The following is a 23,304-nucleotide window of genomic DNA, read 5'->3' as shown; positions in this document are numbered from 1 at the left end:
CACCCCCGTGGACTCCCCCGCTTCGAAAGAGGAGCGCGAGGATTTCACTCGTACGCACGATCTCAACCCGGAGCGGCTGACCGAGGAAGAACTCGAAGCCTTGCAGGAACGGCTTGCGGCCATCGAGACCGAGCTTGACCGCAAGCTGGTCGAGCGCCAGCGGCGCAAGCGGGTCGCGCGCGAAAGCGAGCCGCCGCTTGCTGATGAAACAAACCATCACGAACCGGGGGCCGCGACCCCACCCGCCACCACGCAACCCGCCCCACAGGCCGGAAACGGTGATTCCGGCGATGGCTGGCGTCCGCTGATCGACCCTTATGCGGCAATCGACGTCATCAAGGGATCGCGCAAGCTACTGCTTGTCACCACCGTTCTCGGCGGCATTGCCGGTGTGCTGATCGCACTTTCCATGCCGACCATGTATGTGGCGACGACCGATGTTCTGGTCGATCCACGCAACATCAAAACGGTGGGCACCGAACTGACCCCCGGCCAGCTGCCCACCGACGCCTCGCTGGCGGTGGCGGAAAGCCAGGCGCGTATCATCGGTTCCAGCAGCGTGCTTTTGAAGGTGATCGACCAGACCAAGCTTACTGAAGACCCGGAATTTAACGGGACGCTGGTGCCAACCGGTGTGGCCGGTTTCTTCGCGCAGATCCGCGACATGCTGTCCACTAAGAAGACAAGCGACGGTCAGGCGCTGGAAACGCGGGTTCTCTACAATCTCTACAAGGCGATGACCATCGCTCGCGATGCCAAGACCTTCATCTATTCGATTTCGGTCAAAACCCGCGATGCGCAAAAATCGGCCTCACTGGCCAATACGATCAGCACGGTGTTTCAGAACGAGCTTGCCTCGATGCAATCCGACGCAACGCGCCGCACATCGGAAGAATTATCCACCCGGCTGGCCAGCCTGCGCGCAAGCGTCGAGCAGGCGGAAACGGCAGCAGCCGATTTCCGCGCCGCGCATGATCTCGTGGATGTTGACGGCAAACTGATCAGCGATAGCGATTTGAGCTACCTCAACCAGCAGCTTTCCAACCAGCGCGCCGAAACGATGCGGTTGCAGGCCCGCACGCAGGTGATGAACAGCGCCACATCGGACAATGTGGTGGCCGGTACATTGCCGGAAGAGTTGCGTTCCAACACACTGACCACTTTGCGCGCGCAATATGCGCAGGCAAGACAGGCGGCCAACGGCATGTCCTCGCAATTGGGGCCCCGCCATCCGCAATTGATACAGGCGCAATCGCAGGCAGGCGCAATCCTCGGCGATATCGACGCCGAACTGCGCCGCGTGCGTTCCTCGCTTCAGGTCGAGGTGCAACGTTCGGTTCAGCAGGAGAAGGAATTGTCGGCTCGTCTGGCGCAATTGAAAGCCCAACAGGCCAACAATAATGGCGATCTGGTCAAGCTGCGCGAACTGGAGCGGGAAGCGGCAGCGCGCCGCTCCGTCTATGAAGCCTTCCTCCTGCGCTCGCGCGAAACCGGCGAACAGGAAGGCCTCAACACGGTCAATATCCGTGTGCTTTCGGAAGCGCGTCCGCCGCTCGATCCTTCGGGAAAATCGCGCAAGCTGGTGGTGATTGCAGGATTGATCGCCGGTCTTCTGGCGGGGTTTGCCATCACAGCCGTCCGCAATTTCGGACGGCTGCTGCGGCTTTCAAGATAGTCTCAGGCGGCGCGCGGCACCTTGCGGCCACTTGCCCGCAGAACGCCGTGGGCACCGTCGAGGTGGCCGGGCTTCAGTTCAAGCGCCAGAAAACGACGCTTTTCATAAGGGCCGGGCATGGCCAGTTCGCCGGTCTTTTCTGCCGTGAAGCCGAAACGCTCGTAATATTCCGGATCCCCCACCAGCAGGATCGCGCCATGGCCAAGCGTGCTTGCTTCGGCAATCGCATGACGCATCAGGGCCGAACCCAGGCCGCAACCGGCAGCCAACGGATCCACAGCCAGCGGCCCAAGCAGCAGCGCGGCAACCGGAAAGCCGAAGGCGTCGATGCCAGCCTGCACATTCCACAGGCGAACGGTGCCAGCGAGAGCGCCATCGGCGCTCTCGGCAGCAAAGGCCAGCCCTGCGGCGGGAAGACGACCGCGACGCAGCTTTTCCGAAGACTTTCTGCGGCGACCTTCGCCCATGGCACGGTCGAGCAGCGCCTCGCGCGCCAGCACATGCTCTACCGTCTCGCCCGCTATCGCAAAAGCAGGCGCAGCAACGGGGGCAAAGCCCGGCACGAAGCCAGCGGCATCATTGTCCTGAAAATCGTGAATTGCATTCATCACATCTATCCCCGCAAAGCGGCAGCAGCACACCCTGTCTAGTGCCTTGCGGCACCAGACAGATTGAGAGGATCCTCAGGGTTAAACCTGAAAGATCAGATGACGTAGGATCGGAGCGGTTCGAAGCCGTTGAACGCCACCGCCGAATAGGTGGTGGTGTAAGCACCCGTGCCTTCGATGAGGATTTCGTCACCGATGGTCAGCGAGACCGGCAGCGGATACGGCGTCTTTTCGTAAAGAACATCCGCACTGTCGCAGGTCGGGCCAGCCAGTACGCAAGGCTCGGTTTCGCTACCGTCATGCGGGGTCACGATCTGATAGCGGATCGCCTCGTCCATGGTTTCGGCGAGACCGCCAAACTTGCCAATGTCGAGATAGACCCAGCGCACATTGTCGTTGTCCGCCTTGCGGGAGACCAGAACCACTTCGGTCTTGATCACGCCTGCATTGCCGACCATGCCGCGGCCCGGTTCGATGATGGTTTCCGGGATGCGGTTGCCGAAATGCTTGGACAGCGCGTCGAAGATCGCCATGCCGTAAGCCTGAGCGGTCGGCACGTCCTTGAGGTAACGGGTCGGGAAACCGCCGCCCATATTGACCATGCGCAACACGATGCCTTCATCGGCAAGGGTGCGGAACACCGATGCCGCATCGCCAAGCGCGCGGTCCCAGGCGGAAAGGTCCGTCTGCTGCGAGCCGACATGGAACGACACGCCATAAGCGTCGAGACCGAACACCTTGGCATGACGCAGCACGTCCACGGCCATTGCAGGCACGCAGCCGAACTTCCGCGACAGCGGCCATTCGGCGCCTTCACCGTCGGTCAGAACGCGGCAGAACACGCGGCTGCCGGGAGCGGCGCGCGCAACCTTCTCGACTTCCTCCACGCAATCGACCGCGTAGAGACGGATGCCCAGCTCGAAAGCGCGCGCAATATCGCGCTCCTTCTTGATGGTGTTGCCGTAGGAAATACGGTTCGGTGTTGCGCCGGCTTCCAGCGCCATTTCAATCTCGGCAACCGAAGCGGTATCGAAGCAGGAACCGAGCGAAGCGAGCAGGCGCAGGATTTCCGGCGCAGGATTGGCCTTCACCGCATAGAAAATGCGGGAATAGGGCAATGCCTTCTCAAAGCTCTGATAGTTCTCGCGGACAACATCGGTGTCGACGACGAGGCAGGGACCGTCCGGGCGACGGGTGTTGAGGAAATCAATAATGCGCTGTGTAGCCATGGTCGTTCTCCTGCGGCGACCCTAACCGGGCCGTTTTTGGTGCGCAATCGCGAAAAGTTGCTGCCTTTTCTGACAAATGCGCATAAAAACAAATACTTAGAGCATCGCCCCACCCCCAAGGGGCAGGAAATTCTCTAAGAGACAAAGGTGCATGAGACCCTCGCCGCGAAGTCAGCCTTTGGAGGCGCTGATATCACACGAAAGAGCATGCGGCGTTGGAACAACGCTAGATCCGCGTTATTCCGCTTTGTCTGCCTTGGATTGGAATTGGAGAACCGCATCCGCACTACCGGCAATGAAGGTGTGCCTCTTCAGTAATTTCGGCTTTTGGACAGCCGAAAGACACCAGAAAGGCCCGCACCGTCGTTGCTTCAAGATGTCCTCGATCTGGCGGTTGGCCAACAGATCGACTGGAGCGGTTAGGTCCAGGTACCGTACCGAATTCCTCACCATTCGAGGATCGGCGGACACCCACAGGCACGTGCGACTTTGGGCAAGGGCGATATAAGCGCAAAGCCGTGACCATTCAATGACAAATCTTTGTCGAAATGAATTTATTTTTCGACCGTTTTGGAGGCAAAGCGCGCTTGCCATTGTTCAGCAAGAGTGAAACATTCCATCGGAAATCTTCACTTTCTATTCAAAATACAGGCAGATTCCTGCCCCTAATGGTGAACAATGACCACCTTCGATCCTTTCAATGCGATCATCGCGAAGCCCGAAAATCCCCTTCCCCACGCGGAAAATGGACCGCTTTTCGGCGAGCGGCTGGCGGTCAAGGACATATATGATCTGGCTGGAATGGTCACCGGATGCGGCAATCCGCAGATTCTGGTCGAATCACCCCCCGCTCAAAAATCCGCTCCCGTGGTCGAAAAGCTGCTTGGCGCTGGTGCCGAAGTCATCGGCAAGGCCCAGACGGACGAGCTTGCCTTTTCGCTGATGGGGCAGAATTCGCATTATCCCCATCCCATCAATCCTGCCGCGCCGGACCGCGTGACGGGCGGGTCGTCGTCGGGCTCCGCGGCGGCAGTCGCAGGCGGGATCGCCGATATTGCGCTCGGCTCCGATACGGGCGGGTCGATCCGCGCGCCTGCCAGTTTCTGTGGCCTTGTTGGCCTGCGCACCACCCACGGCCGCATCCCGCTTGAAGGCATCATGCCGCTCGCACCGTCACTCGATACGATCGGCTGGTTTGCACGCGACGTCTCGCTTTATGAAAAGGTGGGCGCGGTCCTGCTGGGTGGAGACGAACAGTCGTTTCAGCTGACCCAGCTTCTCTATATGCCGGTTCTGGAGCAGCTTCTGCTCGGACAGGCGGAAACCGACGCCTATCGCGCCATGTTCGGGGCAATTCGCCCGCATTTTTCGGGCCTGAAGGCGGCGAGTCAGCCAACCCTGTCCATCGACGAACTTTATCTCGCCTTCCGGCAGATACAGGGCGCCGAAGCTTGGGCAAGCCACGGCGCATGGATATCCTCCGGCGAACGCCAGCTCGGCCCGGGTGTCGTTGATCGCTTTACCTATGGATCGCAGATGACGCCCGAGATCGTGGCCCAACAGCGGACGAGGCGCGCGCGTTTCACGCAGGAGCTTGAGGCGATCATCGGCGATCATGCCGTGCTTGCTTTGCCCACGGTCCCCGGAGCGGCACCGCTCGCAAACGAACCTTTCGAGGCCTTGCAGGCCTATCGTGAACAGGCATTGCGCTTGCTTTGTCTTTCGGTGCTTTCGGGTCTGCCGCAAATCACATTACCACTTGGGCCGCTGGGCGAAGTGCACGGCGCGCCCTTCGGCATATCTCTCATCGGGCCACGTGGCAGCGACCGGGCGCTGATCGCGCTTGGCAAAACCATTCTTGAAACGCGGGGCTAAAACAGATGGACACGCTGACACGTATGCGCGCCTTTATCGACGTGGTGGAGGCGGAAGGGTTTTCTGCCGCAGCGCGAAAAATCGGGCGCTCCAAAGCCCTTTTGTCCAAATATGTGCGCGAGCTGGAAGACGAGCTGGGTGCGCGCCTTCTCAACCGCACCACGCGCCAGTTTTCGCTGACCGAGGCGGGGCACACCTATTACCACCGGGCCGTGGAAATCATCCGCGAAATCGACGCGCTTCAGGATGCCGTCAGTGAAACCAGTTCCGATGCGCGCGGGCGCATAAAACTGTCCGCGCCACGCACCTTTGCCGATGCGGTGATCGGCCAGTCGCTGATCGATTTCTGCCTTGCGCATCCTGAAATCGTGCTCGACGTGCGGCTGGACGACCGCTTTGTCGATCTGGTCGAGGAAGGTTTCGACCTCGCGATCCGCATCACGCGCTTGCAGGATTCTTCCCTCATCGCGAAGAGGCTTTCGCCCTTCCATTCCATCCTGTGCGGTGCACCGGCGCTGATCGCCCGCGTCGGCAAGCCCGAACGACCGGAAGACCTGACCGACAGGCCCTGCATCATCGACACCAATGCCCGCTCACGCAACAACTGGCACTTTCGCAACACGGATGGCTCGATGATGACCGTGCCGGTCAATGGCCCCATCGAGGTCAACAGCCCGGTCGCCACCAAAAACGCCGCTCTGGCGGGTCTCGGCTTCTGTTCGCTGCCCGCCTTCATCGCCGAAGAAGAAATCGAGCGCGGCAGGCTGGTCGCCTGTCTCGACGAATTTATCGTGCGGGACGGCGGCATCTATGCGGTCTATCCGCATCGGCGCTATCTGCCGGCGAAAATCCGCGCGCTTGTGGATTTTCTCACACAATGGTTCAAGGAACGGGAGCAAGGCGGAGCCGCGAAAAGCCCGACTTCATAAAACTATCGGCGTTTTGGGCTATGTGTCCCACTTTCGCCGTCTTCGGCTTCGAGCATTAGGTAGTACTTACGGAAAGACTATATGCAGGTTTCGTCATCGCGGTTCAAAGCCCGGTTCGCCCGGACCACCACAGCGGCCCTTCTGGCTGCTGGCCTCGTGCCGACGGCGGCGCTTGCCCACCCGCATGTCTTTGCCGAAGCGCGTCTGGAACTCACCATTGCGCCGGACGGCACGGTTCAGCAGCTCGCCCATGTCTGGCGCTTCGACGATGTGTTTTCGTCAACCGTGCTGATGGAATTCGACAAGAATGGCGATCTCAAGCTCGACCATAAAGAGCTGATCGATCTCGGCCATGTCATCAATGAATCCATTGCAGAGTTCAAATATTTCCAGACCGTTCAGGAGGATGCCAAGGATGTCGCGATGGTGAGACCCAACGATCTTGCCGCGACCTTTACCGACAACCGCCTGCTGATCGTCTTCACCAGCAAGCCCGCCAAGCCGCTCAAGCTGCAGCCCGGCCACAAGGTGAGTTTCGGCGTCTATGACCCGACATTCTATACCGCGATTGACTATGTGGACGACAAGGAACTTGTGGTGAAGGGTTTGCCGCAGGGCTGCAAATCGACCGTCGTGCGCCCCGATCCCGATCAGGCCATCGCGCAAAATCAGGCAACGCTGACCGAGGCCTTCTTCAACGATCCGGCGGGCACCGACATGTCGAAGATTTTCGCCACCCGCCTTGAAATCGACTGCGCCGCGAAAGGATAGACGAGCCGATGAAGAAAACGGCAACGCTCATACTCACCTTTGGTCTGACGATCCTCGCCGCGCAGGCGCTTGCGCAGTCGTCGCTTGGCATCGGTGCGAATGAAGTGGCCATGACGCCGACCGGACCGTTCGCGCATATCATTCTCTGGATGAACGAGCAGCAGCGCGCATTCTATCTGGCCATGACCACCGCGCTGAAAGCCATGCGCGAAGACCCGTGGCAGGCGTCCATCCTCATCGCTCTTTCCTTCATCTATGGCATATTTCATGCCGCCGGTCCCGGCCACGGCAAGGCGGTGATCTCCTCCTATATGATCGCCAATGAAACAGCGCTGCGGCGCGGCATTTTCCTGTCTTTCATCTCGTCGCTGTTGCAGGCCATTATGGCGATTGTCGTTGTTGGCCTCGCATGGCTCGTGCTGCGCGGCACCGGCATTTCTATGAACCAGACGGCGCGCTATATGGAGATTGCCAGCTTCGCGCTGGTCCTGTTCTTCGGCCTGTGGCTTCTGGCCCGCAAGCTGCCGCTTCTGTTCCGCAAACCCAAAAACGCAGCACCGCTTTTTGCGAGTGCACCGCAACCGGCCATGGCAAGCGGCCCGGCATGGCAGGGCAGCATTTCGCAGGCCACGCGCGCGGCAGCAGGCGGCAGCACGGTCAAGCTCAACTACAAGCCAGCCGCAGCGGCGGCGACTGCGACGGACCACGCCTTCATCGGGGATAGCGATGTCTGCGCCGCCTGTGGCAATGCCCATATCGCCGATCCCTCGACACTTGGCGACAACTTCAACTGGACAACGGCCTGGTCGGCGATTTTTTCGGTCGGTCTTCGCCCCTGTTCCGGGGCCCTGATCGTGCTGACCTTCGCGCTGCTCAACGGCCTGATGCTGGGCGGATTACTCTCCGTTTTCGCCATGGCCTTCGGCACGTTTCTCACCGTGGCTTTTCTCGCCACACTGGCGGTCACAGCCAAGAATGTCGCCCTGCGTTTTGCGGGCAGCAACGCCATGTCCGGGCGATTGAAGGCAGCAATCGAGGTCTGCGCCGCCCTTTTCATCGCGCTTACCGGCGCGTTGCTGCTGAGCGCCGCATTGGCCGGCTAAATGCGGTTCGCTTGCTGCGGCTGAATCGACCTGTCGCGTCGGCGAAATTAAATCCGATAAGGGTGGTTTTGCACGTATTCCCCCAGAAAAGGCGGCTATAAATATCGGAAAATTATACCGTATTGCCGATTTTTATAAAATAATATTCTAATATTAATATCGGATCGGCTCTCCCGGAAACCATTCAAATGAACCGTTTCGATGGCTAGTCATTTCAAGAGGATGTTCCTCAACATTAATTCATTTCAACGTGTATGCCCTCATTTTTCATAATCCCCCTGTCAATCAAAACAGAAGGGATTCTTGGTTATGAAAACGAACGGGCAGCGCATTTTCTCTGCAGTCATCGCTCTGGGAATGCTCGGCGCAACAACGGGCGTTTCCTTCGCCCAATCGGCGGCAAGCGAGGCAACGGCACCGGCTGGGACCTACAAGCTTGATCCGACACATGCAGCCTTGCTGTGGTCCCTGAAGCATAACCAGATTTCCAACTATACCGCCCGCTTCAACAAGTTTGAGGCTACGCTGAAGCTCGACCCGGCCAAAATCGAAAATTCCTCGATCGAAGTGACCATCGATCCCACTTCCGTCGCCACTGCCTATCCGGCGGACTACAAGGCCACGCATGCCTCTTCCGGTTATGCAACCTGGGACGAAGATGTCAGCCGCTCGCCCAACTTCCTGAACAGTGACGCCCACCCGACAATCACCTTCAAGTCCACCAAGGTCACGTCGACCGGCGCAACAACGGCTGATGTCACAGGCGACCTGACGTTTCTGGGTGTGACCAAACCCGTCACACTGAAGGCGACGCTCCAAGGCGCAATCGACAGCCATCCCTATGAAGGCGTGCCTGCGGTCGGATTTGCCGCTGAAGGCACTTTCAACCGCACCGAATTCGGTCAGCCGCTTGGCCCGGTCGGCCCGGAAATCACCATTCGTTTCGATGGGGAGTTCATTCAGGAAGCGAGCTGACGCGCGCTTGACTGAAACCCACCGGCTGCGCCTCCTCCCAAGCCGGGCCGGTGGGCTTGCGACATTTCAATCACGAAGTTTTTTTGCCCGGTGTCGCAATGGCGACATCTGGGCACCGACCCGTCAGGATGACCATGAACACTCATCCCCGCTCAACGTCCTCCCGCTACAGCGCGATTGCCATTCTGTTGCATTGGGCGATTGCCATTCTCGTCATATCCATGATCCCGATGGGCTGGTGGATGGTGAGGGCCATCAACAAACCGGACACGCAGCAGCTCGCCTATCAGCTGTTCCAGCTGCATAAATCCATCGGCTTCGCCATTCTGGCCCTGACCCTGCTTCGCGTGATCTGGCGCCTGACCCACCCGGTTCCGGCACTGCCATCGGACATGAAGGACTGGGAACGCGTGCTGGCGCGCGCAACCCACATTGCCTTTTATGCCCTGCTGCTGGCCATTCCACTGACCGGCTGGGCCTATGTCTCGACCGGCTGGGCGATCAGCACGGATCGCCCGCTGATGGTATCGACCTCGTGGTTCGGTCTGTTCGACGTTCCACCAATTCCAGCCATGGACGGCATGCGCAATGTTGCCTTCGGTGCCATGGGCGCCCATGCTTATATGGCCTATGGGGGTGCCGCTCTCATTGTCCTGCATGTTGCCGCCGCGCTGAAACACCAGCTGATTGACCGCGACGGCGTGCTGGCCCAGATGCTGCCTTTCCTGCGCGCGAAAGATCATGGGGACACGGCGCTTCCCGGAAGGGCGATGTTGCCACGCGGCCTCGGGATCGCCTTCATCGTCATGATCGGGCTTGCGGGTTTTACCATGCATCTGCCCACCACCCCTCCGCCAGCACAGCTGACCGTCGCAGAAGCGACGCCGGTGGCGGCCTCCCCAGCCGCAGAAGCCACAACGGCAGACGCCAATGCCACCAGCTGGGCTATTGATCCGGCTGTATCGGCCATCCGCTTCACCGGCACCCATGCAGGCAAGGACTTCGCCGGGCATTTCAGCGAGTGGACCGGCAATATTCGCTTCGATCCCGACAATCTTGCCGGATCGAAAGCCGTGATCACAGTCAATACCGGCTCGGCCACAACCGGCGATGCCACGCAGGAAAGTTCGCTCAAGAATGGGGAATGGTTCAATCCCCGGCGCTTTCCAGAAGCGCATTTCGAAACCAAGAGCTTCCGCTCGCTCGGCGGCGAGCGCTATGAAGCCGACGCTATCCTGACGATCAAGAACAAGGCCGTGCCGGTCGTTCTGCCCTTTACCTACAAACCGGAAGGTAACATCGCCACCGTGGACGGCAATATCGAGCTTGATCGCGCAGCGCTTAATCTCGGGATGTTTTCCGATCCGGCTGCGGAATGGGTGTCCAAGACGATTGCCGTCACGATCAATGTCACGGCAGCAAAAAGCTGATGCCGAAAACAAAAAATCCCGGCACTTGTGCCGGGATTTTCTGTCTGTCTATGCAAATTGCCTATTCTGGCCGAAACTGGTCCGGAGCCGCATCCTCAAACGCCGGTAGCGCCGCGCAAGCCTTTGCCACTGCCGCAATTCGCGGAAGGTTCTCCCATTCGACGCCCCAACGGCTTGCATTGTAAAGCTGGGGAACCAGCACACAATCGGCCATGCCCGGCGTGTCGCCATAGCAGAAGCGACCTTCAAAACCCCGATGGTCGAGCAGCTTTTCGAAAGCAGCCAGACCACGAGCAATATTATCCTTGTTCCACGCTGCGCGGGCTTCCTTGCCCGCGAGCGCTTCGACCTGCGCCAAGACCCGAAGGTTGGAAACCGGATGGATTTCGCAGGCGATTGCGTCAGCCAATGCGCGGACATGCGCCCTGCCCGCTGCATCGCGCGGCAGCAGGGCCGGGTCTGGCCGCGTCTCGTCCAGATATTCGATGATCGCCAGCGACTGCACCAGCACCAACCCGTCAATTTTCAAAACGGGCACAAGACCCTGCGGATGCAGCGCCAGATGCTCGGGCGAAAACTGCGCACCCGCAGTGAGGTCTACCGGCACCCGATCATAGGCAATCCCCTTCAAGGCCAGCGCGAGACGAACGCGATAGGCCGAAGACGAGCGCCAGTAATCATATAAAGTCACCGTCATGGCTGTGCCGGAAGAATCTGGCCGACGCAGGGTCCAAAACCGATGCGATAACCATCGCCTCTCGCTTCCGCAAACAAGGCAATCTCGTCGCCGTCCTCGATGAAGGTGCGGCTTTCGCCATTCACCGTAACCGGTTTCTTGCCGTTCTGCGTCATTTCCAGAAGCGCGCCGGTCTGTTCAAGGCTCGGCCCGGAAATCGTGCCGGAACCAAGCAGATCGCCAACCCGCATCGGGCAGCCGGTTTCGGTATGGTGCGCCAGTTGCTGCGCGCTCGAATAATACATGACATTGTAATTTGTCTCTGCCATGCGTTGGCCGTTCATGGTCCAGCCGATGGCGAGATCGTACAATCCCGGCCGGTCTTCCTGCAGATAAGGCAGAAGCGGATTGACGCGCTCCGGGCCTGCGCTGCGGAACGGCTCAAGTGCGGCCTGCGTCACAACCCATGCACCAATGGTCGTCCCCAGAGCCTTTGACTGGAAAGGCCCCAGCGGCTGATATTCCCAAGCCTGGATATCGCGGGCGGACCAGTCATTGAGCAGCACATAGCCGAAGATCATGTCCTCCGCCTGCTCGACGCTAACGCGTTCGCCCATCGTGCTGTCGATGCCGACGATAGCGCCCAACTCCAGTTCCAGATCGAGCTTTTTACAGCGGTCCCATACCGGCCCCTGTTCGCCTTTGGTCTGTCCCATGGGGCGGCGGATCGGCGTGCCCGTCACCACCACAGAGGAGGCGCGGCCATTATACCCGATCGGCATATGGGTCCATTGCGGCGGCAAAGCGTTTTCCGGCCCGCGAAACAGCACGCCCACGTTGAAGGCATGATTTTTCGATGCGTAGAAATCGGTAAATTCCGTCACGCGGATCGGCAGATGTAACCGCGCATCGGCCATTGGCATCAAGGGCAGGCTGGTGTCGCCGCCTTCACGCAAAAGCTCCGTCAGCGCTACCCGCACCTCGTCCCATCTGGCGCGGCCCAACGCCATGAAGCCATTGAGCTGCGGCTGGGCGAAAGTGCCATCGGCATCGATGAGGCCCGCCGCTTCGCATTTATCGAGATCGAGTATCATATCGCCAATGGCAACGCCGCAACGCGGTGCATCACCGTCGACCGAAAACACACCATAGGGCAGATTGTTCAGGGGAAAGGGGCAATCTGCATGATTGGCGCTCTCCACCCAGGACCGGATCAAAGCCAATGTCCATCTCCTCATTTCAAAATCATCGTCTTCGAGTGCCCGGAATTGGAAACCGAAGCACCCGATGCATCGCGCATCACTTCACGCCGGGCGTGCCGTCGAACTTCTTTTCGAGATGGTCCCAGACCTCGATATATTCTTCCTGCATGGGGGCCTCGTGCGCGGCGAATTCCGTCAGATGCTGCGGGAAGCGGGTCTCGAACATGAAGCTCATCGTATTGTCGAGCTTTTCCGGGCGCAGTTCCGCATTCGACGCGCCTTCAAATGCGTCGCGGTCCGGCCCGTGCGGCAACATGCAATTGTGCAGGCTGATGCCGCCCGGCGCGAAGCCCTGCGGCTTGGCATCGTAGACGCCATAAATATTGCCCATAAGCTCGGACATGATGTTCTTGTGATACCATGGCGGGCGGAATGAATGTTCCGCCACCAGCCAGCGTTCGCGAAACAGCACGAAGTCGATATTGGCCGTGCCTTCCTGACCCGACGGTGCTGTCAGTACTGTGAAGATCGACGGATCGGGATGGTCGAACAGAATCGCCCCGACCGGAGAATAGGTGCGCAGGTCATATTTATAGGCGCAGTAATTGCCATGCCACGCCACGATATCGAGCGGCGAATGGTCGATCCATGTCTCGTGGAACTGGCCGCACCATTTGATGACAACACGCGAGCGCGCCTGTTTGTCCTCATAGGCTGCAACCGGCGATTTGAAATCGCGCGGGTTGGCAAGGCAGTTGGCGCCGATAGGACCACGACCCGGCATATCGAATTTCTGACCGTAATTCTCGCAGACGAAACCGCGGCATGGTCCCTCAAGCACCTCGACGCGATAGACAAGACCGCGCGGGATAATGGCGATTTCCTTGGGCTCAAGATCGATGATGCCAAGCTCCGTGCAGAAACGCAGACGTCCTTCCTGCGGTACGATCAGCAATTCACTGTCGGCGGAGTAAAAATATTCGTCCTCCATCGAGCGGGTGATCAGATAGACATGGCTTGCCATGCCGATCTGGATGTTCACATCGCCCGCCGTGGTCATGGTGCGCATACCGGTGATCCACGTCAGGTCTTCGTCCGGCCCCGGCAACGGGATGGGGTCCCAGCGATACTGGCCAAGACTGGTGATATTGCGCCGCTGCGGATCGCCGACCGGCAGATTGGGCGCAGTTTTCCAGTACGGCACGTCGATCAGCTTGAAACGGCCCGTATGATGAACGGACGGGCGAATGCGATAGCACCAGGTCCGCTCGTTCTGACCGCGGGGCGCGGTGAAAGCGGTGCCGGACAGCTGCTCGGCATAAAGCCCGTAATTGCATTTCTGCGGTGAATTCTGGCCTTGCGGCAATGCGCCCGGCAGCGCTTCGGTTTCAAAGTCGTTGCCGAAACCGGGCATATAGCCCTCTACGGTTCCGGTCGTTACCGATGCGCGGACCATGCCCTGCGGGATCGCTTGAATGGTCATGATTATTCCTCCCGGCAAATTCGTTGCACTAACAACGATAATAACGTTGCGAATGCAACGAAGTCAACGCTTCTTGTGCAGAGCTTGTTTTTCCGTTGTATTTGCAATGAAACTCTGCTCCTTTCCTGCAAAAAGGAGACGTGCATGGCGTTCGAACTCGACAGTTTCCTGCCCTATCAGCTGAGTGTCGTGGCCCAGCGGATCAGCGAGCGGTTTTCAAGACGCTACGCCGCCGAGGCAGGGCTGACCATTCCCGAATGGCGCGTGCTGGCGCATCTCTATCGTAGCGGCGAAGTCAGCATTCGCGACATCAACACCCGCGTCAATCTCGACAAGTCGATTGTCAGCCGGGCTGCAACGCGTTTGGAAAGTGCTGGCCTGCTGCACAAGTCGGATAACAATATCGACCGCAGATTGATTGTACTCGCCCTCACCCCCAAGGGGGAAGCGCTGATGCATCGCCTTGGCAAGATCGCCGACGAATTTCAGGCGGAGATCCTGAAAGAGCTGGGCCCGGACGCCGGGCATTTTCTCGACGGGCTTGCGCGCCTCTCCGGCGCGCACCCCGCGCGATAGGGTTCGTCTTATTCTGCCGCAGTCACCTGCCTTACGGCGTTGTGCAGCGCGGCAATGCCGGTTTCCAGCGCCTGCCTGTCCGGCTCGGACATGGCGCCCAATATGGCATTGGCCCTGGCATCGACCTCGCCAAAGACTTGTTGAAACAGGGCCTGTCCCGCATTCGTGATGGCATAGTGCCGCAAACGCCGGTCTTCTTCGGATACGGCGCGGACAATCAGACCTTTTGCCTCAAGCCGACTGGCGGCGCGGCTGACCTGCACCTTGTCGAGCGATGTGCGCTGGGCTAGCTGCACCGAATCGATGGACCCTGCCTCCGCAAGCAGAAACAAGAAACGCCATTCTTCTCGCATCAGCCCATATTTATGGCCATAGACTGCAACGAGTTGCCGGGAAAATGCTTCCGCGACAATCGCAAGCCGATAGGGAAAGAACGTTTCCATACGCATTACATACCCCCTCACAAAGTCTTTGCATTTCAAACAGTTTCACGGAATGGACGAACAATTTCAAAGGCTTTTTCACAAACACGGCCCATCCGAAGATCGTAAAGATTGCGGTTCACGGAAGACCTCAAACATCGTCTGCTCCCCGGGCGGTTCACACCACTATTAAGCGTTGCCCGTCGCTCCTGCGGTCTGCATACCTCCTAAAAATGCCACTCCAGTTCATTGCATATGTAACGTTGCTATTGCAATGAACTTGACATCGTTGCAAATGATACGATTATAGGGAGCCGGTATCGAGGAACCGGCTTTTAAAATTCTGTGCAGCGGAGGAGCACCCATGAGCACATCAGCACCGGCGGGGACAGTGGACGCCGCGCAGACGCAAAAATCGTCGATACGACTTCTTTTCGCGGCCAGCACCGGCACGATCATCGAGTGGTATGATTTCGCGGTTTTCGCCTTTTGCGCCGCGCTTGTTTTCAACACCGCATTTTTTCCGGCTGTCGATCCGATCACCGGATTGATCGCAGCCCTGTCCACCCAGGCCGTGGGCTTCATTGCCCGCCCGGCGGGTGGCTGGTTCTTCGGCGTTCTGGGTGACAGGATCGGCCGCAAACAGGCGCTCGTCATCAGCCTATTCCTGATGGGCGGCGCGACGGTCGCAATGGGCCTGCTCCCAACCTACCAGCAGATCGGTGTGTTCGCACCGCTCCTGCTTCTTCTCATGCGCCTGCTGCAAGGCTTTGCCATTGGTGGTGAATCCACTGGCGCACTGGTGCTGATTGCGGAAAGTCTTCCAGCCAAACAACGTGGGCTTTGGACCGGCTTTCCGATGATCGGCGGACCGGCGGGCAATGTGATCGCCACAGCCGTTATCGGTGCCGTCATCGGCCATTTCGGATCGGAGGCCTTTGTCGAATGGGCATGGCGTATCCCGTTCATTGCTTCCATCCTGCTGATCGGTCTTGGCCTTTGGGTCCGTCGCAAGGTCGAAGAATCGCCCGCCTTCGTCCAACTTCGAGAACAGAAGACCGAACCGGTCAAAGCCCCGCTGCGCGAAGCAATTTCGACCCAGGGCGGAAACATGCTGCGCGTCCTGTTCGTCAAGGCTGGCGAAAGCGCGCTGTTCTACCTCTTCTCCACATTCTTCATCGTATTGGCCACCGTGTTTCTCAAGGTGCCACGTGAGGCAGCACTTGGCGCACTATTCATCGGCTCGATTGCCGAAGTCGCGGTCATCCTCGCCGCTGGCGCGACCGCTGACCGGATCGGACGCCGGGCAGTCACGCTGGTGGGGCTCGTCGGCGGTATCGGCGCTGGCTTCTGGCTTTTCAGCCTGCCTCCCGGCGCAGACACTGCGACGCTTACATGGGCAACGGTACTGACGCTCTCTTTCCACGGAATTATCGTGGGCGGCATGTCGGCCTATTTTACCGAACTCTTCCCTGCACGTGTTCGCTATACAGCTATGTCGACATCCTATTCGGTCGCCACAGTCCTCGGCGGAGCGCTCGCCCCCATCATCGGCACATGGCTGCTCGAAATATTCGGGACGCCCTTCGCGGTTGCGGTCTATGCAACACTGATGGCCATTCCCGCGATCTATGTGATGATCACCACACCTGAAACCAAGGGCCGGGATCTTGTGAACTGAAACTGTTCCCGTTTCTAACGAAAAGCCGCATCTTGATGCGGCTTTTTGTTTTCGGTGCACTTTATAGGTCGAAATATCGTAGCTTTAGCGAGGTAAAACCGAGCTCCCCATCAGATCAGCATCGATGGCGTGTGCGGCCTGACGGCCTTCGCGGATTGCCCAGACGACCAGCGACTGACCCCGGCGCACATCGCCTGCGGCATAGAGCTTGTCGACATTGGTGCGATAGTCCTGCTCATTGGCCTTGACCGACTTCGAGCCACGGCGATCGGTAACGATGTCGAGCTTGTCGCCCAATTCCTTGACCACGCTGTCTTCGCCCGGACCGGCAAAGCCGATGGCAATGAATGCAAGATCGGCCTTGATGAAGAATTCCGAACCGGCAATCGGTTTGCGCTTTTCGTCCACCTGGCAGCACTTCACATGGGTCAGGCGGCCTTCTTCGCCGATGAATTCCAGCGTTGCGACCTGAAATTCGCGTGAAGCACCTTCAGCCTGGCTTGAAGAGGTGCGCATCTTGGTCGCCCAATAAGGCCAGACACTGAGCTTGTCTTCCTTTTCCGGCGGCTGCGGACGAATATCGAGCTGCGTAACGTTCACTGCACCCTGACGGAAGGCCGTGCCCACGCAGTCCGATGCGGTATCGCCACCGCCGACCACGACGACATGCTTGCCACCAGCGAGGATCGGAGCCGAAGCCCATGCAACGGATTCGATGTTCTCGCGACCGACGCGGCGGTTCTGCTGCACCAGATAAGGCATGGCGTCGAAAACGCCTTCCAGATCGGCACCGGGAATGCCTGCGGGGCGCGGGGTTTCGGAGCCGCCGCTGTAAAGCACGGCATCATAGGTATCAAGAAGACCGCGCAGCGGCTTGTCGACGCCGATATTCACGCCGCACAGGAAGCGGACGCCCTCACCTTCCATCTGCGCCACGCGGCGATCGATGTGGTGCTTTTCCATCTTGAAATCCGGAATGCCGTAACGCAGCAGACCGCCGGGGCGGCTTTCGCGCTCATAGACATCCACCATGTGACCGGCACGGGCAAGCTGCTGTGCGGCAGCAAGCCCAGCCGGGCCGGAACCGATGATGGCAACCGACTTGCCGGTCTTGTTGGCGGCAGGCTGCGGCACGATATAGCCAAGCTCATAGGCCTTGTCGCCCAGCGCCTGCTCGACCGTCTTGATCGCAACCGGCGTGTCTTCGAGGTTCAGCGTGCAGGCTTCCTCGCAAGGTGCGGGGCAGACGCGACCGGTGAATTCCGGGAAATTATTGGTCAGATGCAGGTTGCGGATCGCCTGATCCCAATTGTTGTTATAGACCAGATCATTCCAGTCCGGGATCTGGTTGTGCACCGGGCAGCCCGTTGGCCCATGGCAGAACGGAATGCCGCAATCCATGCAGCGCGCAGCTTGCTTCTGCACTTCACCATCCGTCATCGGAATGGTGAACTCGCGGAAGTGGCGGATACGATCCGACGCTGGCTGGTACTTTGCCACCTGACGGTCGATCTCTAGAAAACCAGTTACCTTACCCATTCTTCTACTCCCCTCGGCCTGAGACCAGCGCATGGTCTGCTTTGCCGGAAGTTGCCCTGTCCGCCGCGTTATCTTTAACGCGCAGGCATGTCAGGACGTTGTTATCTCTTCATATGGCGAAGGGCGCCCGACCCAAAGGTCGGGCTCCGCTTGTCAGGATCACTCAGCCGCGACACCGATCTGCGCACGCTCCATCTCTTCCAGAGCGCGACGGTATTCGACCGGCATGACCTTCACGAATTTGGGACGATAGCTCTCCCAATTGTCGAGAATGTCCTTCGCCCGCGTCGAGCCTGTGTAATGCAGATGGTTGGCGATCAGCTGCACCAGACGTTCCTCATCATGATGGGTCATATTGGCCGAAACGTCCACACGGCCCTTATGCATGAGGTCACCGCCATGGTGATGCAGCTTTTCGAGGATGTCGTCTTCTTCCGGCACCGGTTCCAGCTCGACCATCGCCATATTGCAGCGCTGGGCGAAATCACCTTCCTCGTCGAGCACATAGGCGACACCGCCCGACATGCCCGCCGCGAAATTGCGACCCGTCTGACCGATAACCACGACGACGCCGCCGGTCATGTATTCGCAGCCGTGGTCGCCCACGCCTTCGACAACCGTGACCGCGCCGGAGTTGCGGACGGCGAAACGCTCGCCTGCAACGCCGCGGAAATAGCACTCGCCTTCAAGCGCACCGTAAAGCACCGTATTGCCGACGATGATGGAATCTTCGGCGACGATACGCGTATCTTCCGGCGGACGGATGACGATGCGGCCACCCGAAAGGCCCTTGCCGACATAATCGTTGCCATCGCCGATCAGCTCGAACGAGATGCCGCGCGCCAGGAACGCACCAAAGGACTGGCCAGCCGTACCGCGAAGCGTGACGGCGATGGTGTCGTCCGGCAGACCCTTGTGGCGGAACCGCTTGGCAACTTCGCCCGACAGCATGGCACCGGCAGAACGGTCAACGTTCTTGATGCCAATGTCGATCTTGACGGGCTTGCGTTCTTCGAGCGCAGGCAGGGCCTGCTCGATCAGCTTACGGTCGAGAACGTCTTCAATCGGATGATGCTGACGCTCGGTCCAGTAGATCTCGTGCTTTTCAGCCTCAGGCTTGTAGAAGATACGGCTGAAATCGAGACCCTTGGCCTTCCAATGGTCGATCATCACCTGCTTTTCCAGAAGCTCGGTCTCGCCGATGATCTGTTCCAGCTTGGTGAAGCCCATCGAGGCCAGCAGCGCACGCACTTCTTCCGCCAGATAGAAGAAGAAGTTGATGACATGTTCCGGCGTGCCCTTGAAGCGCTTGCGCAGAACCGGGTCCTGCGTCGCCACGCCGACGGGACAAGTGTTCAGATGGCACTTACGCATCATGATGCAGCCAGCAGCAATCAGCGGAGCTGTCGAGAAACCGAACTCGTCGGCACCGAGCAGCGCGCCAATGACCACGTCGCGACCGGTCCGCAAACCACCATCGACCTGCAAGGCCACGCGGGAGCGAAGCCCGTTCAGCACCAGCGTCTGGTGGGTTTCGGCAAGGCCGATTTCCCACGGGCTACCGGCATGCTTCAGCGAGGTGAGAGGCGAAGCGCCCGTGCCACCATCATAACCCGATACGGTGATGTGGTCGGCGCGCGCCTTGGCAACACCGGCGGCAACCGTGCCGACGCCCACTTCCGACACCAGCTTGACCGAAATATCGGCAGCCGGATTGACGTTCTTCAGGTCGTAGATCAGCTGCGCCAGATCTTCGATCGAGTAGATGTCATGGTGGGGCGGCGGCGAAATGAGGCCAACGCCAGGCGTCGAGTGACGGGTCTTGGCGATGGTCGCATCGACCTTGTGACCCGGCAGCTGACCGCCTTCGCCCGGCTTTGCACCCTGCGCAACCTTGATCTGGATCAGATCGGAGTTGACCAGATATTCCGTCGTCACACCGAAACGGCCCGACGCCACCTGCTTGATCGCAGAGCGTTCCGGGTTCGGCTTGCCGTCCGGCAGCGGATAGAAACGATCTGGCTCTTCGCCACCTTCACCCGTGTTCGACTTGCCGCCAATGGCGTTCATCGCGCGCGCCAGCGTGGTATGCGCCTCTCTGGAGATCGAGCCGAAGGACATGGCGCCCGTCGAGAAGCGCTTGACGATATCGACCGCCGGTTCAACTTCATCAATGGAAACCGGCTTGAGGCCGCGTTCCTCGGCGAAGCGAATATCGAACAGGCCGCGAATGGTCTTGGCCTGCGCCGACTTGGAGTCGAGCATGCTGGTATATTCGGTGAAGGTGTCCGGGTTCGAAGTGCGCACTGCATGTTGCAGCTTGGCAACCGCATCCGGCGACCACAAATGCGCCTCGCCGCGCATACGGTAGGCATATTCGCCGCCGACTTCGAGCGAGGTCAACAGAACCGGGTCGTTACCGAAGGCATCGGTGTGACGGCGCACGGTCTCTTCCGCGATTTCGTCCAGACCAACACCTTCGATGCTGGTGGCCGTGCCGAAAAAGAACTTGTCGACGAAGCTCGACTGCAAGCCGACCGCATCGAAAATCTGCGCGCCACAATAGGACTGGTAAGTCGAGATGCCCATCTTGGACATGACCTTGAGAATGCCCTTGCCGATCGACTTGATGTAGCGCTTGACCACTTCATATTCATCGACTTCCGGCGGGAATTCGCGACGGCGATGCATGTCGAGCAGCGTGTCGAAAGCGAGATACGGGTTGATCGCTTCCGCACCATAACCGGCAAGGCAGGCGAAGTGATGCACTTCGCGCGGTTCGCCCGATTCAACCACGAGGCCGACCGAGGTACGCAGACCCTTGCGGATCAGATGATGATGCACGGCAGCCGTCGCCAGCAGAGCCGGGATCGGAATGCGGTCCGGACCGACCTGACGGTCGGACAGGATGACGATGTTGTAGCCGCCATGAACAGCCGCTTCGGCGCGGTCGCACAGACGCTCGATGGCGCCATGCATACCGGCTGCACCCTCACCCGTATTATAGGTGATGTCGAGCGTCTTGGTGTCGAAACGATCTTCCGTATGACCGATGGAGCGGATCTTTTCCAGATCGCCATTGGTCAGGATCGGCTGGCGCACTTCCAGACGCTTGCGACGCGAATTGCCGATCAGGTCGAAAATGTTCGGGCGCGGACCGATGAAGGAGACGAGGCTCATCACCAGTTCTTCACGGATAGGATCAATCGGCGGGTTGGTGACCTGCGCGAAGTTCTGCTTGAAATAGGTGAACAGCAACTTCGACTTGTCGGACATGGCCGAAATCGGCGTATCCGTGCCCATCGAGCCGATAGCTTCCTGACCGGTGGTCGCCATCGGCGACATCAGGATTTTGGTGTCTTCCTGGCTGTAGCCGAAGGCCTGCTGGCGGTCGAGCAGGCTCACATCCTTGCGCAACGCACGCGGTTCGACCGGGTTGAGGTCTTCCAGAATGAGCTGGGTGTTGCCAAGCCACTGCTTGTAGGGATGCTTCTGCGCGATCTGCGACTTGATTTCATCGTCGGAAACGATGCGGCCCTCTTCCATATCGATGAGCAGCATACGACCCGGCTGAAGACGCCACTTCTTGACGACCTTCTTTTCGTCCACCGGCAGAACGCCAGCTTCCGAAGCCAGAATGACGAAATCGTCGTCGGTCACGATGTAACGGGCCGGACGCAGGCCGTTACGGTCCAGCGTCGCGCCGATCTGGCGACCGTCGGTGAAGGCCACGGCGGCAGGACCGTCCCATGGCTCCATCAGGGCAGCGTGATATTCGTAGAAGGCGCGGCGGTCATCCGACATCAGCTTGTTGCCGGACCATGCTTCCGGGATCAGCATCATCATCGCATGGGCGAGGCTGTAGCCGCCCTGATGCAGAAATTCGAGCGCATTGTCGAAGCAGGCCGTATCCGACTGGCCTTCGTAGGAAATCGGCCAGAGCTTGGAAATGTCGTTGCCGAACAGTTCGCTATCGACCGAAGCCTGACGCGCCGCCATCCAGTTCACATTGCCGCGCAGCGTGTTGATTTCACCGTTATGCGCAACCATGCGGTAAGGGTGAGCCAGACGCCAGGAGGGGAAGGTGTTGGTCGAGAAACGCTGATGAACCAGCGCCACCGCGCTTTCGAAGCGGGGATCGCGCAGATCGTTATAATAGGCGCCGACCTGATAAGCCAGGAACATGCCCTTATAGACGACCGTGCGCGCCGACATGGACACGACATAAAAGCCGTTATCGTCGCCGTCATTTTCCTGATAGATGCGGTTGGAAATGACCTTGCGCAGCACGAACAGGCGACGTTCGAACTCGTCGTCGGTTTCGAGCATCGGGTTGCGCCCGATGAAAACCTGAACATGGAATGGTTCGGTCGCGGCAATATCCGGCGCCTTCGACAGCGACGAATTATCGACCGGCACTTCACGGAATCCGATGAACTGCTGGCCTTCGGCAGCGATCACTTCCTTGACGATTTCTTCCGCATGGGCGCGCAGCTGGGCGTCGCGCGGCATGAATAGGTAACCCACGCCATAATGGCCCGGCTGCGGCAGGTCGATGCCCTGCCGCGCCATTTCCTCGCGGAAAAAGCGATCTGGAATCTGTACGAGAATGCCAGCGCCGTCGCCCATCAGCGGATCAGCGCCCACGGCGCCGCGATGAGTGAGGTTTTCCAGCATCTTGAGGCCGTTTTCCACGACCTCATGCGACTTCTTGCCCTTCATATGGGCAATGAAGCCAACGCCGCACGCATCATGTTCGTTGCGCGGATCGTAGAGACCTTGAGCTGGCGGGACACCCGCCGCCTTAGTTTTTCGCGTCGTTCGGGTGGAAGCCGTCGTCGCAGCTTTGACGTTTTCGTTCTGCACGTTGTGAGAAACCACATTCGTTACAGATGGCGTCAAATGCGTCATCGTCATTCCCTCCGTTTGGCCCTCTTCATGAGGCGCGCGATCAGTATATACCGAGATGGTGACAACCATCTCGCTGGTGTATTCATTCTATGGAAAGCCTTATCGACAAGGCGTTGGACGAGGTTCCGGGCAAATGGCAGAGCCAAGCGGGCAAAGCCGATGCGAGGAACGATGTTTAGCGCCTTATTCTCATCAGGCTCGGACAGACGACACCCAGCC

Annotated in this window: 17 protein-coding genes; 9 read left to right on the top strand and 8 right to left on the bottom strand. The window is 59.1% G+C overall.

Annotated elements, in window-relative coordinates; genetic code table 11:
- The first annotated feature begins 7 nt into the window (after positions 1–7).
- The gene (locus QLQ11_RS12375; protein WP_371835985.1) at positions 8–1,675 is read left to right on the top strand and encodes a GumC family protein; all 1,668 of its coding nucleotides are present in this window, start codon (positions 8–10) and stop codon (positions 1,673–1,675) included.
- Between the two features lie 2 nt (positions 1,676–1,677).
- Here the strand turns inward: QLQ11_RS12375 and QLQ11_RS12370 are convergent, their stop codons facing one another.
- Both QLQ11_RS12370 and odc2 read right to left on the bottom strand, forming a co-directional pair.
- Positions 1,678–2,283: a GNAT family N-acetyltransferase gene (locus QLQ11_RS12370; protein ID WP_109367748.1), complete on the bottom strand. Its 606-nt coding sequence runs from the start codon at positions 2,281–2,283 to the stop codon at positions 1,678–1,680.
- Positions 2,284–2,378: 95 nt separating this feature from the next.
- Positions 2,379–3,512 carry an ornithine/lysine decarboxylase gene (gene odc2 / locus QLQ11_RS12365; protein ID WP_109367749.1) on the bottom strand — a complete coding sequence of 378 codons (1,134 nt, stop codon included), beginning with the start codon at positions 3,510–3,512 and terminating at the stop codon, positions 2,379–2,381.
- A gap of 678 nt (positions 3,513–4,190) precedes the next feature.
- On the opposite strand from odc2, the gene QLQ11_RS12360 reads away from it, so the two are divergent.
- The 6 genes from QLQ11_RS12360 to QLQ11_RS12335 all read left to right on the top strand — a co-directional run bounded on the left by QLQ11_RS12360 (position 4,191) and on the right by QLQ11_RS12335 (position 10,595).
- Complete coding sequence (locus QLQ11_RS12360) at positions 4,191–5,387, top strand: amidase (RefSeq protein ID WP_121539236.1); 1,197 nt, start codon at positions 4,191–4,193, stop codon at positions 5,385–5,387.
- Between the two features lie 5 nt (positions 5,388–5,392).
- A complete protein-coding gene (locus QLQ11_RS12355) occupies positions 5,393–6,316 on the top strand; it encodes a LysR family transcriptional regulator (RefSeq protein WP_109367752.1) in 924 nt (307 codons plus the stop codon).
- 81 nt (positions 6,317–6,397) lie between these two features.
- The gene (locus QLQ11_RS12350) at positions 6,398–7,087 is read left to right on the top strand and encodes a DUF1007 family protein (RefSeq protein WP_121539235.1); all 690 of its coding nucleotides are present in this window, start codon (positions 6,398–6,400) and stop codon (positions 7,085–7,087) included.
- 8 nt (positions 7,088–7,095) lie between these two features.
- The gene (locus tag QLQ11_RS12345) at positions 7,096–8,190 is read left to right on the top strand and encodes a nickel/cobalt transporter (protein WP_109367754.1); all 1,095 of its coding nucleotides are present in this window, start codon (positions 7,096–7,098) and stop codon (positions 8,188–8,190) included.
- Between the two features lie 309 nt (positions 8,191–8,499).
- On the top strand, positions 8,500–9,165 hold the full coding sequence (locus QLQ11_RS12340) for a YceI family protein (RefSeq protein ID WP_109367755.1): 666 nt from the start codon (positions 8,500–8,502) through the stop codon (positions 9,163–9,165).
- Positions 9,166–9,299: 134 nt separating this feature from the next.
- Positions 9,300–10,595: a cytochrome b/b6 domain-containing protein gene (locus tag QLQ11_RS12335; RefSeq protein ID WP_235859031.1), complete on the top strand. Its 1,296-nt coding sequence runs from the start codon at positions 9,300–9,302 to the stop codon at positions 10,593–10,595.
- A gap of 61 nt (positions 10,596–10,656) precedes the next feature.
- On the opposite strand, the gene maiA is transcribed toward QLQ11_RS12335, so the two are convergent.
- The 3 genes from maiA to hmgA form a co-directional block, all read right to left on the bottom strand.
- Positions 10,657–11,292, bottom strand: a complete 636-nt coding sequence (gene maiA / locus QLQ11_RS12330; protein WP_109367757.1) for a maleylacetoacetate isomerase — start codon at positions 11,290–11,292, stop codon at positions 10,657–10,659.
- Positions 11,289–12,509 carry a fumarylacetoacetase gene (fahA, locus tag QLQ11_RS12325; protein WP_109367758.1) on the bottom strand — a complete coding sequence of 407 codons (1,221 nt, stop codon included), beginning with the start codon at positions 12,507–12,509 and terminating at the stop codon, positions 11,289–11,291. The genes maiA and fahA overlap by 4 nt, the downstream gene beginning before the upstream one ends.
- A gap of 61 nt (positions 12,510–12,570) precedes the next feature.
- Entirely contained in the window at positions 12,571–13,956 is a 1,386-nt protein-coding gene (gene hmgA / locus QLQ11_RS12320) for a homogentisate 1,2-dioxygenase (protein WP_109367759.1), read from the bottom strand.
- A gap of 144 nt (positions 13,957–14,100) precedes the next feature.
- On the opposite strand from hmgA, the gene QLQ11_RS12315 reads away from it, so the two are divergent.
- Positions 14,101–14,532 (top strand): MarR family winged helix-turn-helix transcriptional regulator, encoded by a 432-nt coding sequence (locus QLQ11_RS12315; protein ID WP_109367760.1) that lies wholly within the window; start codon positions 14,101–14,103, stop codon positions 14,530–14,532.
- 8 nt (positions 14,533–14,540) lie between these two features.
- On the opposite strand, the gene QLQ11_RS12310 is transcribed toward QLQ11_RS12315, so the two are convergent.
- Positions 14,541–14,981, bottom strand: a complete 441-nt coding sequence (locus QLQ11_RS12310) for a MarR family winged helix-turn-helix transcriptional regulator (RefSeq protein ID WP_109367761.1) — start codon at positions 14,979–14,981, stop codon at positions 14,541–14,543.
- A 337-nt stretch (positions 14,982–15,318) separates the two neighbouring features.
- Between QLQ11_RS12310 and QLQ11_RS12305 the strand changes: the two genes are divergently transcribed.
- Positions 15,319–16,635, top strand: a complete 1,317-nt coding sequence (locus QLQ11_RS12305; protein ID WP_109367762.1) for an MFS transporter — start codon at positions 15,319–15,321, stop codon at positions 16,633–16,635.
- An 84-nt stretch (positions 16,636–16,719) separates the two neighbouring features.
- On the opposite strand, the gene QLQ11_RS12300 is transcribed toward QLQ11_RS12305, so the two are convergent.
- A complete protein-coding gene (locus tag QLQ11_RS12300) occupies positions 16,720–18,174 on the bottom strand; it encodes a glutamate synthase subunit beta (RefSeq protein WP_109367763.1) in 1,455 nt (484 codons plus the stop codon).
- A 159-nt stretch (positions 18,175–18,333) separates the two neighbouring features.
- Complete coding sequence (gltB, locus tag QLQ11_RS12295; protein WP_109368027.1) at positions 18,334–23,085, bottom strand: glutamate synthase large subunit; 4,752 nt, start codon at positions 23,083–23,085, stop codon at positions 18,334–18,336.
- Positions 23,086–23,304 lie beyond the last annotated feature (219 nt).

The sequence above is a fragment of the Ochrobactrum sp. SSR genome (assembly GCF_030067775.1).
Lineage (GTDB): Bacteria > Pseudomonadota > Alphaproteobacteria > Rhizobiales > Rhizobiaceae > Brucella > Brucella teleogrylli.
This window is presented reverse-complemented; position numbering and strand designations above follow the sequence as displayed.

Excerpts from the sequence above, each read along its gene's own strand:
- QLQ11_RS12345 (WP_109367754.1), top strand. The coding sequence starts at position 7,096 with ATGAAGAAAACGGCAACGCTCATACTCACCTTTGGTCTGACGATCCTC.
- QLQ11_RS12340 (WP_109367755.1), top strand. The coding sequence starts at position 8,500 with ATGAAAACGAACGGGCAGCGCATTTTCTCTGCAGTCATCGCTCTGGGA.
- QLQ11_RS12350 (WP_121539235.1), top strand. The coding sequence starts at position 6,398 with ATGCAGGTTTCGTCATCGCGGTTCAAAGCCCGGTTCGCCCGGACCACC.
- maiA (WP_109367757.1), bottom strand. The coding sequence starts at position 11,292 with ATGACGGTGACTTTATATGATTACTGGCGCTCGTCTTCGGCCTATCGC.
- hmgA (WP_109367759.1), bottom strand. The coding sequence starts at position 13,956 with ATGACCATTCAAGCGATCCCGCAGGGCATGGTCCGCGCATCGGTAACG.
- fahA (WP_109367758.1), bottom strand. The coding sequence starts at position 12,509 with ATGAGGAGATGGACATTGGCTTTGATCCGGTCCTGGGTGGAGAGCGCC.
- QLQ11_RS12305 (WP_109367762.1), top strand. The coding sequence starts at position 15,319 with ATGAGCACATCAGCACCGGCGGGGACAGTGGACGCCGCGCAGACGCAA.
- QLQ11_RS12315 (WP_109367760.1), top strand. The coding sequence starts at position 14,101 with ATGGCGTTCGAACTCGACAGTTTCCTGCCCTATCAGCTGAGTGTCGTG.
- QLQ11_RS12335 (WP_235859031.1), top strand. The coding sequence starts at position 9,300 with ATGAACACTCATCCCCGCTCAACGTCCTCCCGCTACAGCGCGATTGCC.
- QLQ11_RS12370 (WP_109367748.1), bottom strand. The coding sequence starts at position 2,283 with ATGAATGCAATTCACGATTTTCAGGACAATGATGCCGCTGGCTTCGTG.
- gltB (WP_109368027.1), bottom strand. The coding sequence starts at position 23,085 with ATGACGCATTTGACGCCATCTGTAACGAATGTGGTTTCTCACAACGTG.
- odc2 (WP_109367749.1), bottom strand. The coding sequence starts at position 3,512 with ATGGCTACACAGCGCATTATTGATTTCCTCAACACCCGTCGCCCGGAC.
- QLQ11_RS12355 (WP_109367752.1), top strand. The coding sequence starts at position 5,393 with ATGGACACGCTGACACGTATGCGCGCCTTTATCGACGTGGTGGAGGCG.
- QLQ11_RS12300 (WP_109367763.1), bottom strand. The coding sequence starts at position 18,174 with ATGGGTAAGGTAACTGGTTTTCTAGAGATCGACCGTCAGGTGGCAAAG.
- QLQ11_RS12310 (WP_109367761.1), bottom strand. The coding sequence starts at position 14,981 with ATGCGTATGGAAACGTTCTTTCCCTATCGGCTTGCGATTGTCGCGGAA.
- QLQ11_RS12360 (WP_121539236.1), top strand. The coding sequence starts at position 4,191 with ATGACCACCTTCGATCCTTTCAATGCGATCATCGCGAAGCCCGAAAAT.